Genomic DNA, 12,624 nt, shown 5'->3' on the forward strand with positions numbered 1-12,624 from the left:
TCGAGCGCGTGCACGGGTTCCGCGTCGTGACGGTGTGCGGCCGGCTCCGCCCCCTGGTCGCGCCCGCCGGACGGGTGGCCCTGCGCCGCCGTACCGCACCCGTGCGCGAAGGCTCCCCGCCGGCCCGTCGGCGGCCGGTAGATTCCCGTGCGGCCGGTGCCGCCGCGCCGGTCGGCCCCACGGAAGGAACCCGGTGGACCAGCTCACCAAGGGCGCGAACGCGCCGCTCACGGCGTCGCGCGTCACGCTCACGGTCGACGTCCCCGCGCCCGCGGACCTCTCCGCGCTGCTCGTCACCGAGAGCGGCCGGGTCCGCTCCGACGCCGACTTCGTCTTCTACAACCAGCCGACCGGCCCCGGCGTGCGGTGCGTCCAGCCGTCGGCCGGGCAGCCCTGGCGCGTCGAGGTCGACCTCACCGCGGTGCCCGCCGACGTCCACGCGGTGCGGCTCGTGACGAGCCTCGACGACACCTCGTCGACGTTCGGACGCGTCGGGCAGCCGGTCGCGCGCGTGACCGACGACACCGGGACGCCGCTGGCCGCGTTCACGATGACCGACCTCGCGACCGAGAGCATCGTCGTCGCGCTCGAGCTGTACCGGCGGGCCGGCGCGTGGAAGGTGCGCGCCGTCGGTCAGGGGTACGCGGGCGGGCTCGCGGACCTCGTGACCGACCACGGCGTCTCCGTCGACGACACCCCTCCGCCCCCCGCCGCCGTGCCCGTCGCGACAGCGCCGGCCCCACCGGTCGCCGCCCCCGCCGTCGCGGCGCCGCCCGCGCCCGTGGCGCCGCCGCCCGCTCCCCCGGTGCCGCCGCAGCCGCCCCTCCCCGCGCCCGCCGCGGGCGAGGTGCAGCTGACCAAGGCGCGCCCGGTGAACCTGTCGAAGGGCCAGCGGGTCTCGCTCGTGAAGGACGGCGGCGTCGCGCTCACGATGATCCGCATGGGCCTGGGCTGGGACCCGGTCCGCAAGCGCGGCATGTTCGGCAGCCGCGAGGTCGAGATCGACCTCGACGCCTCCGCGATCCTGTTCGCCGGCAAGGACCCCGTCGACGTCGCCTTCTACAACAACCTGCGCACGCGCGACGGGTCCGTGCAGCACACGGGCGACAACCGCACGGGCGACGGCGAGGGCGACGACGAGACGATCCTCATCGACCTCACGCGCGTCCCGGTGCACGTCACCGACGTGATGCTCGTGGTCACCTCGTACGAGGGCCACACGTTCGAGCAGGTGCAGAACGCGTTCTGCCGGCTCGTCGACCACACGACCGGAGCCGAGCTCGCGCGCTACACGCTCGCCGGTGGCATGCCGTTCACGGCGATGCTCATGGCGCGCGTGTACCGGCAGGGGCCGACGTGGAAGCTGCAGGCCGTCGGCGAGGGCATGCAGGCCCGCACGCCGATGGAGACGGTGCCGACGCTCGCTCGGTACGTCGGGTGACCTCACCGCTGGTGCTCGGGCGGGGGCAGAACGCGCCCTGGGAAGACGCGGGCGTGCTCGTCGAGGTGACGGGTGCGGCGGCCGCCGAGTGCGACGTGTCGGTGCTCCTCGTCGACGCGCAGCAGCGCGCGGCGTCGTCCGACGACCTTGTCTTCTACAACCAGACGACCGGTGCGGGCGCGACGCTCGAGGCGGGCGCGCCCGCCCGCGTCCGCCTCGACCTGACCGCGCTGCCAGCGCGCGTGCACGCCGTGCTGTGCCTCGTCAGCGTCGACCCGCACCGGCCGGCCCTCGGCGCGCTGCCCCCGCTCACCGCGGTCCTGCGCGGCGGTGACGGGACCGAACGGGCGCGGTTCCCCCTCGTGGACCTCACGAGCGAGCGCGCGGTCGTGACCGTCGAGGTCTACCGCCGCGGTGACGCCTGGAAGGTGCGGGCCGTCGGGCAGGGGTACGACGGGGGTCTCGCGCAGGCCGTGACCGCGCACGGCATCGAGGTCGACGACGCCGACGACGCAGGTCCCGTGCCGACGGCGTCCGCACGCTCCACCGCCGCACCGTCGGCGGCACCCGCCTCCGCCACCCGCGCGCCCGCGATGCCCGGCGGCTCCCCGCACACGTCGGCGGCCGCGCCGCGCCCGGTGCGCCCCACCGCTGCGCCGGGCCGCCCCGGGTCCGCGGGTCGGCCACGAGGGCGGCGAGCGCGTCGTCGCGGCGACGGTCGGCGTACGCGACCGCGGACCGGAGCGCGGCCGTCGAGCGCGCGGCGTCCTCGAGGATCGCCGACAACTGCCGCAGGAGGCGCTCGCCGCCCTCGTGGCCGACCCGCGGACCCGGGGCGGCCCGGCGCAGCAGGGCGCCGCCGCGCAGGCCGAGCGGGAGCACGCCGACCTCGTCGCACGAGCACGCGAGCGCCACGACGCCGACCTGCGTCAGCTCGCCGCCGAGCTCGCGGACCACGAGCGACGCCTGCCCGCCGCGATGGCGCCCTGGACCGCCGCCGCATGGCGCGGCTGGCGACCGTCAGCGGTGCCGTCGCCCGCCGTGCGCGTCGGTGACCTGCACGTCGAGGAGGCACCGACGCTGCGCTTCCCGATGCTGCTCGGCCTGCCGCTGTCGCAGCCGCTCTGGGTCGACAGCGCGAGCGGCACCGACGCCGCGGCCGTCCGCGCGGTCCGCACGCTGGTCGCGCGGCTGCTGGCGGCCTACCCGACGGGCGGCCTCGACGTGCTCGTCGTCGACCTCACCGGCGGGCTCGCGCCGTCGCTCACCGCACTCACCCAGCCGGGCAGCCGCGTCATGACGACGCCGGCGGCGACGTCCGTCGCGGCCGCCGGCGCGGTCCTCGACACGCTGGTCCGCCGCGTCGACCTCGTGCAGATGGCGCGGTCGGCCAGCGCGATGGACGCGCTGGCCGGTGACGACGCGCACCGGCTCCTCGTCGTGCACGACTTCCCGACCGCGTTCGACGACGCGGCCGTCGGCCGCCTGCGCTACCTCGTCGACGAGGGCCCGTCGGCGGGCGTCCAGGTGCTGCTCACCGGCGCGCAGAGCCCGGTCCATGACGGGAGCCCGCTCGTCACGACGCTGTTCCGCGAGTCCCTCCGGCTGCCCGTCGAGCCCGACGACCACCTCGCCGACGCCTGGACGCACACCCAGTGGCGGTACACCCCGGACCTCGGCCCGGACGACGCAGCCGTCGTCGACGCCGTCCTCCGCTCCGCCGCCGGGCCGGACCGACGCTGACGGCCGGGGCGGCGCGCTCCTCGCCGACGACGACGCGGGCGTAGGTTCGCCCCCGTGGAGGCGCACCTGGTCGACGAGCGTGACGCGCAGTGGGAGGTCGACGACGCGGGGTACCGCGTCGTGCTGGTCTCCGAGGGCGGGACCACCCTCACGACATTCGACCTGTCGGGCTGCACCGCCGACGAGGCGCTGCGGTGGGCGGAGGACCGCCGCGACGCGGAGCGGTTCGCCGTCGCGGTCAGGCTCGTGGATGCGGGCGGTCGCCCCGGGCTCGTCTGGCTGACGCCGCCTCCCGCGCCCGTCGACGGATCCCGGTGACGGCGCTGAAGGACCACGGGCGCGTCGACCTGCTCAGCAGAGCCGGACGCGTCCCAGTGCCGAGGTGACGGCCGCGGTGTAGGCCTCGTACCCGTCGGCCGTCGGGTGGAACGCCGCGGGGTCGCTCGGTCCGAGGATCCACGGGTCCGGAGCGTTCGCGCCGTGGCCCGCGAACCGCTTGCGGACGTCGACGTACCGGAACCCTGCGCGGTCGGCGGCGGCCGCGATCACGCCCGCGAGGGTGTCCGCCGCGGCGTTGAGCGCCGTGAGCTCGTCCACCGACGCCCCGAGGTAGGGCCCGTGCTCGGGTGAGAAGAGCCGCGGGTACCCGGTGACGACGACACGCGCGTCCGGCGCCGCGGCGGCGACCTGCGCGTAGACGGTGTCGAGGAGGGCGGGGAGCTCGCCGCGGATGCGCGCGTCGACGAGCGCGGTCGCACCTGCGCACTGCGCGTCGGTGCCGCCGAGGCACGCGACGACCGCGGTCGACCAGCCGACGTCGTTGCCGCCGATGCTGAGGGTCACGAGGTCGGTGTCGGCCTCGAGCGCGGTCAGCTGACCGCCCCTGACGAGCGAGACGGTCGTCGCGCCCGCGCACGCGACGAAGTCGTCGAGCCGCACGCGCTTCCGACCGTCGAGCTGGACCGGGTACGCCGCCTGTGACCGGCCGCACGCGGCGTAGGGCGGCACGCCGTAGCCGGACGCGTACGAGTCGCCGAGCGCGTCGTAGACGACGCGATGGCGTGGACCCGCGGACGCGGTCGTCGCGACCGAGCCGACGAGGACGAGCGCGGTGAGGACCGCGAGGAGCGCGGACGTCGTCGTCCGCCGAGGACGCGCCATGAGTGTGACGGTAGTCACATCAGGCCCGTCCTGCGCGCCCCGGTGCCGACCGTCAGCCGCGACGCACGGCGTAGCGGGACCAGACGGTGCCGTTGCCGAACGCGCGCTGCTCGACGAGGTCGAGGTCGAGGCGCACGTCGTCGGGCCAGAAGCGCAGGCCGCCGCCGACCGACACGGGCGCGACGTACGGCTGGACCTCGTCGACGATCCCCGCGCGCAGCGCGTGGGCGGCGAGCGTCGGGCCGTCGATCGTCACGTCGTGGTCGAGCGTGTCGACCCACGCGCGCACGGCGGCCGGGTCGAAGGTCCGCTCCACCGTGGTCCGTCGGGTCGTGGGGGCGTCGAGCGTCGTGGAGTAGACGACCTTGTCGGCGGCCTGCCAGACCTCGGCGTAGTGGCGCACGAAGTCCGGCGGGTCGGGGGTGTCGAGCGCGGTCTCCCAGAACGACATCGTCTCGTACATGCGCCGGCCGTAGAGGTAGGTGCCGACGGACCGCGACTGGTCGGACACGAAGTCGTGCAGCACGGGGTCGAGCGCGCCGCCCCAGTCGCTGCTGCCGTCGGCGTCGGCGGCGTACCCGTCGAGCGAGCTGAACATCGAGTAGATGAGCTTTCCCATACGTCGAACGTAGGGCGGTTCGGACCTCTTGACACGATTTGTTGTCAAGCGCCACGGTGGTGCCATGCAGGACGTCGAGGTCATCGAGGACGCGGAGGCTGCGGCCGCCGCGCTGGACCCGGTCCGGGCACGCCTGCTCCGCGAGCTGGCCGTCCCGGCCTCCGCCGCTGGGCTCGCCGCCCGCGTCGGCATCGCGCGCCAGAAGGTCAACTACCACCTCAAGGCGCTCGAGGCGCACGGGCTCGTGGAGCTCGCCGAGGAGCGGCGGCACGGCGGCATCACCGAGCGCGTGCTCCGCGCGTCGGCCGCGGCCTACGTCGTGTCCCCCGCGGTCGTCACCGCGTCCGCCGCGGACCCGGACGACAAGGCGGACCACCTCTCGGCCGCCTACCTCGTCGCGCTGGCCGGGCGCCTGGTCCGCGAGGTCGGCACGCTCGCACGCCGGGCCGGCGCGTCCGGCAGGCGGCTGCCGACGCTCACCATCGACACGCAGATCGGCTTCCGGTCGGCAGCCGACCGCGCGGCCTTCGCCGACGACCTCACCGCCGCGGTGCTCGAGCTGGCCGCGCGCTACCACCACGACGACGGGCGACCGCACCGGCTCGTCGTCGCCGCCCACCCCCTGCCCGACGCCCAGCCCCTGACCGAGGAGACGAGCTCATGACCACCACCACGCCGGACGTCCCGTACCGCCTGGAGTTCAGCGTCGAGGTTCCCGGCACGCCCGAGCAGGTCTGGCAGGCGATCGCGACCGCGACGGGCATGAGCGGGTGGTTCACCCAGACCGAGCTCGAGGAGCGCGAGGGCGGTGCGCTGCGCTTCGTCATGGGCCCCGAGATGGACTCGGTCGGCCGCGTCGTGCGCTGGGACCCGCCGCACCGCCTCGTCTACGAGGAGGACTGGGCCCGGCTCATGGGCAAGGACCCGGACGCGCTCAGCCCGCTCACCTCCGAGTTCGTCGTCGAGGCCCGGTCCGGCGGGACGTGCGTCGTCCGCGTCACCAGCAGCGGGTTCGGCATCGGCGACGACTGGGAGTCGGAGTGGTGGGACGACCTCGCCCCCGAGTGGCGGCCGTTCTTCGACAACCTGCGCGTGTACCTCGCGCACTTCCCGGGCCAGCAGGCGTCCCACCTCGACGTCACCGCGACGCACCCGGGCGACGTCCCGACGGTCTGGACGGCGCTGCGTGACGGGCTCGGCCTCCGCGCCGAGGGCGAGACGATCGACGTGCACGGCTCCACCGGCGTCGTCGAGCGGGTGGGTGAGAAGCAGGCGGTGGTCCGGCTCACCGCCCCCGTCCCCGGGGTGCTCAACGTCTACGCGTACGGCGAGGGCGACGGGAAGGCGATCGCGGGCGTGCGCGCCTACCTGTTCTCGCCCGACGCGCCCGACTACCTCCGCCGCGAGGAGCCGCGCTGGCAGGCCTGGCTCCAGGAGCTCACGGTCCCGGCCTGATCGGCGCCGACGGGCGGTGGCCGCCTCCGCGGGGCCGCGACGGGCGCCCCCTGACCGGCGACGCCACCGCGGTCACGGGACGGTGAGCTCGCGCGGGTAGGCCAGGACGTCGACGAGGGCGCCGTTGCGCCACACCGTGACCTCGATGCGCCGGTCGATCGCGTCCTCGACCATGAGCCGCTGCACGGCCGTCGCGGTGACGACGCGGTTGCCGTCGAGCTCGACGACGACGTCGCCGCGCCGCAGACCGGCCTCGGCGGCCGGGCTGCCCGGCGAGACCTCGGCGACCTGCAGCCCGGTGCGCGACCCCATCCGTGCGGCGAGCTCGGGCGACAGCGCGACCTGGATCCCGGCGATGCCGAGCCACGCACGGCGCACGCGCCCGCGCGTCATGAGCGCGTCGACGATCTGCCGGGTCGTCGCGTTGACCGGCACGGCGAGCCCGACGCCGATGCCCGCGAGCGCGGTGTTGACGCCGACCATCCGCCCGGACCCGTCGGCGAGGACGCCGCCGCTGTTGCCCGGGTTGAGCGCGGCGTCGGTCTGCACGACCTCGTCGACGACGCGGCCCGACGCGGTCGGCAGCGACCGCCCGAGCGCCGACACGATGCCCGCCGTGACGCTGCCGGCCAGGCCGAGGGGGTTGCCGAGCGCGATGACGAGCTGCCCGACGCGCAGCCGGGCGGCGTCGCCGAGCTCGACCGGGTCGGGCAGGTCGTCGCGCGCCCGCAGCACCGCGAGGTCCGACAGCGGGTCGCTGCCGACCACGTCGGCGTCGACCGTCGTGCCGTCGAGGAACGCCGCCTCGACCTGCCGCGCACCCGCGACGACGTGCGCGCTGGTGAGGAGGTGGCGGTCGCGCGCGATGACGCTCGCCGAGCCCGCGCCCCGGCCGCGCGCCGTCACGACCGTGAGGCTCGCGACGCTCGGGAGCACGCGCTCGGCGACCCCGGAGACCGTCCGCGAGTAGGCGTCCAGCACGTCGTCGTCCATGCCGTAGTCCAGCGCGCCCGCCGCCCCCGGCGATACCCGCGTTCGCCGAGGGCGAGCGGACCTGAGCACGCAGGCGTTACCCCCCGGACGGGGCGTGAACCGTTTCGGAGCCCTGCGCTCGACCGACGACGTCCCTATCTTCACCGGTGTAGATCGCCACCCGTGCGTGTCGTCGGCCGCCTGCACGCGGCAGGGAACGCACGAGCGGATCGGACGAGCCGGAGGAGCCCACCGTGCGACACCCCACCCCGCCCCGCCTGCGCGGGACCCTGCTGACGGCCGCCGTCGCCGTCCTCGCGCTGTTCGGGCTCACCGCGCCCGCCGTCGCGGCCCTGCCGGACACCGTCCGCGCAGCCGGTGCCGTCCGCGCGGCGGCCACCGCCGGCTGCGGCCGGCCCGCCGGGCTCGCGACCGGCACGCACACGATCACGAGCGGCGGGCAGCAGCGCACGTTCCGCCTCGACGTGCCGTCCGGCTACGACCCGAACCGCCCGTACCGGCTCGTCGTCGGGCTGCACTGGTGGCACGGCACCGCGTCCGACGTCGTGAACCAGAACTTCTACGGGCTCAAGCCGCTCGCCGGCACGAGCACCGTCTTCGTCGCGCCGCAGGGCATCGACAACGCGTGGCCCAACAGCGGCGGGCGCGACGTCCAGTTCATCGACGACGTGCTGCGCACCCTCGAGTCCGCGCTGTGCATCGACACCACCCAGCGGTTCGCGACCGGCTTCAGCTACGGCGGCGGCATGAGCAACGCGCTCGCGTGCGCCCGCGCGAACGTGTTCCGGGCCGTCGCGGTGCTCAACGGCGCCCAGCTGTCGGGCTGCGACGGCGGCACGCAGCCGATCGCGTACCTCGGTTCGCACGGCGTCGTCGACGACGTCCTCAACATCTCCCAGGGCCGCGCGCTGCGGGACCGCGCGCTGCGGAACAACGGCTGCCAGGCGCAGCAGGCGCCCGAGCCCGCCGCGGGCAGCGGCACCCACACGCGCACCGCGTACACGTGCCGCGACGGCTACCCCGTCGTGTGGCTCGCGTCGGACAGCGGGCACCAGTGGGACGCGCGCGACCGCGGGCAGCAGCAGTCGTGGGTGCCCGGCGAGATCTGGCGGTTCTTCACGTCGCTGCCGTCGACGACACCGAACCCGACGCCGACGCCCACCCCCACCGTGACGCCGACCCCCACGCCCACGCCGACCGCCACCACGACGCCGACGCCGACCCCGACCGTCACCACGCCGCCGCCCGCGGGCGCGTGCACGGCGACGTTCAAGGTCGTGAACTCGTGGCCCGGCGGCTTCCAGGCGGAGGTGACCGTCCGGGCGGGCTCGCCCACGTCGTCGTGGAGCGTCGCGTGGCGCACGTCGGGCGAGCGGGTCGACCAGGTGTGGAACGGCTCGCTCACGGCGCAGGGTGACCAGCTCACCGTGCGCAACGTGTCGTGGAACGGCACGCTGCCCGCCGGCGGAACCGCGACCTTCGGGCTGCTGGGCAGCGGCAGCGGCACGCCCCCGACGCCGACGCTGACCTGCACGAGCGCCTGACCGGGCCGGGAGCGGGCGTCCGCTAGCGCGGCTCGAGCACGACGACCGGGATCTCGCGGTCCGTCTTCTGCTCGTACTCGGCGAACCGCGGGTACGCCTGCTTCTGGCGCTCCCAGATCGCACGACGCTCCTCGGGGTCGGCGACGCGCGCGGTGAACGTGAGCGTCGCCGACCCGATCTCCGCGCTCACCTCCGGGTGCGCGACGAGGTTGTGGAACCACGCCGGGTGGACGTCGCGCCCGGCGTACGACGCGAACACCGCGACCCGGCCGTCGCCGAGGTCCTGGTACATCATCGGGCTGACCCTCCCCTGACCGGAGCGCGCCCCCGTCGTGTGCAGGAGCAGCAACGGCTCGCCCGCGAAGTGCCCGCCGACCTGCCCGGCGTTGGTGCGGAACTCCTCGATGACCTGCGTGTTCCAGTCGTTCATGCGGTGCTGCTCCCGTGGACGGTCGGCGGTCGGTGCGGTCGCCCCAGTGAACGACGCCGGCAGCGCCTCGGCGACCGCACCACGCCGGTCAGCCGCCCTCGACCGGCAGCCACAGCTCCACGGTCGCGGTGGAGAAGTCGTCGGCACGGTCGAGGACCGCCACGACCTCGGGCCCGGGGCGCAGCCGCCACCGGTTCGACGGGAACCACTCGGTCGCGGTGGCCGCCCAGACGGTCTGCAGCGTCTGCGGGTACGGACCCGACGCCCGGAACACGGCCCACGTCCCGGCGTCGACGGCGATCACGTCGAGGTCGTCCGGGACGTCGACGTCGTCCGAGACGGCGACGCCGTGCAGGTAGGTGAGCTCCGACCCCTCGCGGCGGTCCGGGTCGAGGTCGGAGCTCACCGCCAGCAGACCCGACGGCTCGGTGTCGGCGAGCGCCTTGAGCCGCTGGTGCTCGGCCGGGGCGATCGACCCGACGTGCTGCTGGATCGCGGGGTTGACCCCCTCGTGCACGAGCGGGACGCGCGCGGCGTGCCCGACGAGCCGGAACGCGGGGCGGGTGACGAGTCGGACGTCCATGGGACTGGCTCCTTCAACGGTCAGGCGGAATCTGAGGCGGGGTTGCGAACGGAAGGGACCGCCGTCCCGCCGGGCCTGGCCCGGGCCGACGCCGTGCACCGCCTGGAACGCCCGGCCGAACGCCTCGGCCGACCCGTACCCGTACCGCACGGCGACGGCCAGCAGGTCGTCGGTGCCGCCGACGAGGTCCGCCGCGGCGAGCGTCATCCGCCGGCGCCGCACGTACTCCGACAACGGCATCCCGGCCAGCGACGAGAACATGCGCCGCAGGTGGTACTCGCTCGTGCCGAGCGTGGTGGCGAGGCGGGCGACGTCGAGGTCCTCGGTGAGGCTGTCCTCGACGGCGTCGACGAGCCGGTTGAGCCAGGCGATCACGGTGCTCCCTTCCGTCGACGAGCCTCGCGCAGCCGTACGGGCCCCGACCCGATCATCGGTGCCCGGTGCGATCAGGACCGGACGACGGGCGGACGTCGCGGTCGGGACGGCGCAGGTGGCGGTCGAAGAACCGCGCCCCGTCCTCGAGCTCGAACCGCGGGGTGCCGAGGTGGCCGCCCGGGTTGGCGTGCAGCGTCTTCTCGGTGCTCCCGAACGCGTCGAACAGGTCGAGCGCCCGCTGCCGCGGGTTCCCCTCGTCGTCCCACTGCAGCAGGACGAGCACCGGGATGGTGACGCGGGGTGCGTCCTCCCGCACGGCCCGCGGCACGAACCCGCCGGCGAAGAACCCGGCCGCCGCGATCCGTGGCTCGGTCGCCGCGAGCCGGATCCCGAGCGCCATCCAGCCGGAGTAGCCGACCGGCCCGGCGACGGCGGGCAGGTCGAGCAGGGCGTCGAGCGTCGTGCGCCACTCCGGCGCGGCGGCGTCGACCATCGGGCCGACCATGGCCTCGAGGACCTCGTCCACCGGCTCGCCCGCCTGCATCGCCCGACGCAGGTCGGCGCGCACCTGCTCGGCGGCGGGAGTGCGAGGCCGGTCACCGCACCCTGCGGCGTCGATCGTCGCGACCGCGTAGCCGTGGGCTGCGGCGTGGAACCGGGCGCGCGCGACGAGCCGCGCGTCGCGTCGGGGAAGGCCGTTGTTGTGGGCCATGAGAACCAGCGGGGCCGGTGCGGAGCCGGTGGTCCAGAGCGTGCCGGGGATGTCGCCGAGCGCGAAGTCGCGCTCGAGGACGCCGTCGTCGTGGCGGTGCTCGGAGGTGAAGTCCATGGTCGTGCCTCTCGGGAGTGCGCGTGGGCGGCGCTCCCGGACGACCTATCGCCCGACCGTGACCCCGAGGGGGAGCACCCTGGTCGTTCCAGCGTTCACGGGTACCACCTCCTCGTCCTGTCGCACGGCTCTCGCAGGATAGGTCGCGCGCCGTCGGAGGTCCCCGGCATTTCCGTCCAGCCCTCTCCACCGCCCGCGACGGACCGCCGACCGCGTCACACCTCGGACCGGCATGCTGGGGCCGTGCTGAGCGACGCGCGACTTCTCGAGGTGGCGGGACGACTCGTCGAGGTGCCCGGGGTGCGGGCCGTCGTGCTCGGCGGCAGCCGGGCACGGGGTGACCACACCGCCGAGTCCGACGTGGACCTGGGCCTCTACTACCGGCCGCCGCTCGACGTGGACGCGCTCGGGGCGGCGGTCCGGGATCTCGCCGGACCGGAGGCGCGGGTGAGCGCCCCCGGCGAGTGGGGGCCGTGGGTGGACGGTGGCGGGTGGCTGCGGGTCGACGGCACCGCCGTCGACGTGATCTACCGCGACCTGGAGCGCGTGCGACGCAGCTGGCAGGACGCGCAGGAGGGCCGGTTCGCGTGGCACGCGCAGGCCGGTCATCCGCTCGGTGTGCCGTCGTTCGCGTACGCCGGGGAGATCGCCCTCGCGGTCGTGCTCGCCGACCCGTCGGGTGAGGTCACGGCGTTGCACGAGGAGGCGGCGGCCTACCCGCCGGCACTGCGCGACGCGGTCGTCGGGGGCCTGTGGGAGGCGGCGTTCAGCCTGGACGTCGCGGCCAAGGCCGTGGGGCGGGGCGACGCCGCCTACGTCGCCGGGTGCCTGTTCCGCGCGGTGCTGCTGTGCGCGCACGCGCTGCACGCGCACGCGGGACGCTGGGTCACGAACGAGAAGGGGGCGGTCGCCGCGGCCGGGCGCCTGCCCGGGGCGCCGCGCGACCTCGGCGAGCGCGCGCAGGCGCTGTGCGCGGCCGTGGGCGTGAAGCCCGACGCACTGCGTGCGACGCTCGCGGCGGCGCACGTCCTCGTCGACGAGACGGTCGCGGCCTGTGGGGAGGCATCGTGACGGCGTCGCTGGTGCTGCGGCCGCTCACGGCGGCCGACGAGGCGGAGGCGTGGGTGGCGCACGACGAGCTCGCGCGCGAGGGGTTCGACTTCCTGCTCGACGGGTACGCGACCGAGATGCTCCGGCAGTCGCTCGTCGTCGCGACGTCCGCCGGGATCGAGCGCGCGCTGGTGACCTGCGACGACGACAACGTCGCGTCGGCGCGGACGATCGAACGGTGCGGGGGCGTGGTGCAGGACCGTGTCCCCGTCGACGGAGGACCGCCCGAGCGCCGGTACTGGGTGCCGACGGGCTGAACGCCGCGCGCCCGTCGACGTCGGCGGACGGGACGGTGGACGGCCCGGTCGCGGGACCGCGCCGGGACACCGCGCACCCGTACG

The 12,624-nt window shown here is 75.4% G+C and carries 14 protein-coding genes and 1 pseudogene; 9 read left to right on the forward strand and 6 right to left on the reverse strand.

All coding sequences use genetic code 11. The annotated features are described in order from the left end of the window. The first annotated feature begins 193 nt into the window (after positions 1-193). The 4 genes and pseudogenes from OMK64_RS02575 (at position 194) to OMK64_RS02590 (ending at position 3,502) form a co-directional block, all read left to right on the forward strand. Positions 194-1,441, forward strand: a complete 1,248-nt coding sequence (locus tag OMK64_RS02575; RefSeq protein ID WP_272726408.1) for a TerD family protein — start codon at positions 194-196, stop codon at positions 1,439-1,441. 101 nt (positions 1,442-1,542) lie between these two features. Further along, a pseudogene (locus OMK64_RS20985) lies at positions 1,543-1,860 on the forward strand (TerD family protein); the annotation flags it as partial. A 394-nt stretch (positions 1,861-2,254) separates the two neighbouring features. Beyond that, positions 2,255-3,184, forward strand: a complete 930-nt coding sequence (locus tag OMK64_RS02585; protein WP_272726489.1) for a hypothetical protein — start codon at positions 2,255-2,257, stop codon at positions 3,182-3,184. A 54-nt stretch (positions 3,185-3,238) separates the two neighbouring features. Beyond that, complete coding sequence (locus tag OMK64_RS02590) at positions 3,239-3,502, forward strand: hypothetical protein (protein WP_272726409.1); 264 nt, start codon at positions 3,239-3,241, stop codon at positions 3,500-3,502. A gap of 33 nt (positions 3,503-3,535) precedes the next feature. Here the strand turns inward: OMK64_RS02590 and OMK64_RS02595 are convergent, their stop codons facing one another. Then, positions 3,536-4,345: an SGNH/GDSL hydrolase family protein gene (locus OMK64_RS02595; RefSeq protein ID WP_272726410.1), complete on the reverse strand. Its 810-nt coding sequence runs from the start codon at positions 4,343-4,345 to the stop codon at positions 3,536-3,538. A gap of 52 nt (positions 4,346-4,397) precedes the next feature. Beyond that, positions 4,398-4,964, reverse strand: coding sequence for a dihydrofolate reductase family protein (locus OMK64_RS02600; protein WP_272726411.1), 567 nt, complete (start codon positions 4,962-4,964; stop codon positions 4,398-4,400). A gap of 64 nt (positions 4,965-5,028) precedes the next feature. Between OMK64_RS02600 and OMK64_RS02605 the strand changes: the two genes are divergently transcribed. After that, complete coding sequence (locus tag OMK64_RS02605; protein WP_272726412.1) at positions 5,029-5,628, forward strand: ArsR/SmtB family transcription factor; 600 nt, start codon at positions 5,029-5,031, stop codon at positions 5,626-5,628. Continuing rightward, positions 5,625-6,419: an SRPBCC family protein gene (locus OMK64_RS02610; protein ID WP_272726413.1), complete on the forward strand. Its 795-nt coding sequence runs from the start codon at positions 5,625-5,627 to the stop codon at positions 6,417-6,419. The genes OMK64_RS02605 and OMK64_RS02610 overlap by 4 nt, the downstream gene beginning before the upstream one ends. 72 nt (positions 6,420-6,491) lie before the next feature. Here the strand turns inward: OMK64_RS02610 and OMK64_RS02615 are convergent, their stop codons facing one another. Next, complete coding sequence (locus OMK64_RS02615) at positions 6,492-7,412, reverse strand: S1C family serine protease (RefSeq protein WP_272726414.1); 921 nt, start codon at positions 7,410-7,412, stop codon at positions 6,492-6,494. Positions 7,413-7,645: 233 nt separating this feature from the next. Between OMK64_RS02615 and OMK64_RS02620 the strand changes: the two genes are divergently transcribed. Further along, positions 7,646-8,956 carry a CE1 family esterase gene (locus OMK64_RS02620; protein WP_272726415.1) on the forward strand — a complete coding sequence of 437 codons (1,311 nt, stop codon included), beginning with the start codon at positions 7,646-7,648 and terminating at the stop codon, positions 8,954-8,956. A gap of 22 nt (positions 8,957-8,978) precedes the next feature. Here OMK64_RS02620 and OMK64_RS02625 read toward each other — a convergent pair whose 3' ends face one another. The 3 genes from OMK64_RS02625 to OMK64_RS02635 all read right to left on the reverse strand — a co-directional run bounded on the left by OMK64_RS02625 (position 8,979) and on the right by OMK64_RS02635 (position 11,173). Next, complete coding sequence (locus OMK64_RS02625; RefSeq protein ID WP_272726416.1) at positions 8,979-9,386, reverse strand: nitroreductase family deazaflavin-dependent oxidoreductase; 408 nt, start codon at positions 9,384-9,386, stop codon at positions 8,979-8,981. 88 nt (positions 9,387-9,474) lie between these two features. Continuing rightward, positions 9,475-10,344, reverse strand: a complete 870-nt coding sequence (locus tag OMK64_RS02630; protein WP_272726417.1) for an AraC family transcriptional regulator — start codon at positions 10,342-10,344, stop codon at positions 9,475-9,477. A gap of 52 nt (positions 10,345-10,396) precedes the next feature. Further along, positions 10,397-11,173, reverse strand: coding sequence for a dienelactone hydrolase family protein (locus OMK64_RS02635; protein WP_272726418.1), 777 nt, complete (start codon positions 11,171-11,173; stop codon positions 10,397-10,399). Between the two features lie 243 nt (positions 11,174-11,416). On the opposite strand from OMK64_RS02635, the gene OMK64_RS02640 reads away from it, so the two are divergent. Together OMK64_RS02640 and OMK64_RS02645 are read left to right on the forward strand one after the other, a co-directional pair. Continuing rightward, positions 11,417-12,244 carry a nucleotidyltransferase family protein gene (locus tag OMK64_RS02640; RefSeq protein ID WP_272726419.1) on the forward strand — a complete coding sequence of 276 codons (828 nt, stop codon included), beginning with the start codon at positions 11,417-11,419 and terminating at the stop codon, positions 12,242-12,244. After that, positions 12,241-12,540, forward strand: coding sequence for a GNAT family N-acetyltransferase (locus OMK64_RS02645; protein WP_272726420.1), 300 nt, complete (start codon positions 12,241-12,243; stop codon positions 12,538-12,540). The genes OMK64_RS02640 and OMK64_RS02645 overlap by 4 nt, the downstream gene beginning before the upstream one ends. Positions 12,541-12,624: the final 84 nt, after the last annotated feature.

Origin of the sequence: Cellulomonas fimi, assembly GCF_028527925.1 — a bacterium.
In the GTDB taxonomy this organism is placed as follows: Bacteria; Actinomycetota; Actinomycetes; order Actinomycetales; family Cellulomonadaceae; genus Cellulomonas; species Cellulomonas fimi_C.

Excerpts from the sequence above, each read along its gene's own strand:
- OMK64_RS02635 (WP_272726418.1), bottom strand. The coding sequence starts at position 11,173 with ATGGACTTCACCTCCGAGCACCGCCACGACGACGGCGTCCTCGAGCGC.
- OMK64_RS02610 (WP_272726413.1), top strand. The coding sequence starts at position 5,625 with ATGACCACCACCACGCCGGACGTCCCGTACCGCCTGGAGTTCAGCGTC.
- OMK64_RS02615 (WP_272726414.1), bottom strand. The coding sequence starts at position 7,412 with ATGGACGACGACGTGCTGGACGCCTACTCGCGGACGGTCTCCGGGGTC.
- OMK64_RS02605 (WP_272726412.1), top strand. The coding sequence starts at position 5,029 with ATGCAGGACGTCGAGGTCATCGAGGACGCGGAGGCTGCGGCCGCCGCG.
- OMK64_RS02595 (WP_272726410.1), bottom strand. The coding sequence starts at position 4,345 with ATGGCGCGTCCTCGGCGGACGACGACGTCCGCGCTCCTCGCGGTCCTC.
- OMK64_RS02625 (WP_272726416.1), bottom strand. The coding sequence starts at position 9,386 with ATGAACGACTGGAACACGCAGGTCATCGAGGAGTTCCGCACCAACGCC.
- OMK64_RS02600 (WP_272726411.1), bottom strand. The coding sequence starts at position 4,964 with ATGGGAAAGCTCATCTACTCGATGTTCAGCTCGCTCGACGGGTACGCC.